Below are 1,591 nucleotides of genomic sequence, written 5' to 3' on the forward strand. Positions count from 1 at the left end.
AATGATGCGCCGAGCCTTGCTTTTAATTCACCCGACAAGGCATTTGTCAACGGCGATGGGCCAACAGCCTTATTGAAGAATGTAAACATCAGCGATATTGATTCAAGCACAATAGCCAGCGCACAAATCACGCTAATTGGCGCCAATAGCAATGAGAGTTTAAGTTTTACTGCGTCAGGCGGTATCACGGGAAGCTACGATACCAGCAATCACACACTGACGCTGACGGGCGATGCCTCTATCAGTGATTACCAAACCGCACTCGAAGCCGTTCAATATAGTAATACCGATTCTAACTTTACTAGTACAACCAACGAGACTCGGTCATTTGGCGTTACAGTGACCGATGTCAGTGTAGATACTACTTCGGCACTCTCTAGCGCTGTCGGCAATGGTTCGCTCTCCTTATTTGGCGAGTTTACTAATATTCAAAAATTCATTGCATCAGACTCGCTGGCAGTTACCCCACATTCGACTCATTACCGAGCACTAGGCTTCGATAACAATCTAGATGATGGATATATAGTAAATAAAACGACTAAACTAAATGATTATTTGCTAAACAATAGCGTTACTGTCAATAACCTCGTCGATCTCCAAAACTTAATTGCTGCTGATCAAGACCGAGATGGTCAATCCACTTATTTCGACGATGATGACGCTCTATATAATGTCACTGCGGTGTATCTATTCTACCCAAACATGAGTAGCTCGTTACCAACAGTATCTTATGAGTACCTTTTTTCAGCAAAAGTTAAAATCGCTGGTGAAACAGAAAAATACGTATTTATACCTCACGATAACACGATTCCTAACGCACAATCAGGGTCTCAATGGACAAAAGTGGTTGCTGATACAATTGAGGCTGAACTCGAAGCACAATATGGCGTTAATGCATTCGATGTCAGACAGGGTTCAAATTCGAATACTGCGTTCTCAAGTTCTTATAATGCGATTGAAGGGGTCGAGTGGATTGAGCTCAGTTATATTGATGAGTGGCAAGGCATAAATGCCTATCGGGAAGATGCAACTAGTTCAGTGGCAGCGCCAGACGATACGGATTACAACCTAATAAGTGCCACCCAAATTGATGGCAATCAATCTACTGAACTCAATAAGTTGTTAAAAGTCAATAACCCCACTGACTACGATGCCACGGTCGAACTCATCACCAGCTACGATACCGTCTACGAATACGCATCAGACAGCGGCAATCCTATCATTGCAACTGCGCCGCAAAGTACGGATTATATCAACATAGGCTTAACGCAGGATGTCAGCAGCGTCAGCGATTTTAATGCTTGGCTAAACGCTGCGCAGTTAGTCGTGGTAACCGACATTAGTGCCATGGTAAATGTCATTAACTACGCCAAAAACATTACTGGGGCAAGCGTTCCCGCAGATACCGATTACACCCAAGCTGGGATCACTGGCGTTGATAGCAACAATATCACGGCAGTGAATAGCGAAGTATACGCTGAAAGCGCCACGTCGTTGGGTCAGGTTCAAGCAATTGTTGACGAAATTAACGGTTGGAATGACATTATTGATTACGCTAACCAAGCAACAGGGAGCCAAGCGCCAACCGAGT

The 1,591-nt window shown here is 44.1% G+C and carries 1 protein-coding gene; it reads left to right on the forward strand.

Annotated elements, in window-relative coordinates; genetic code table 11:
• On the forward strand, positions 1-1,591 hold a 1,591-nt coding region (locus VTH8203_RS22145), incomplete at both ends, for a hypothetical protein (protein WP_158296218.1).

The organism is Vibrio thalassae (assembly GCF_900089835.1).
GTDB lineage: Bacteria > Pseudomonadota > Gammaproteobacteria > Enterobacterales > Vibrionaceae > Vibrio > Vibrio thalassae.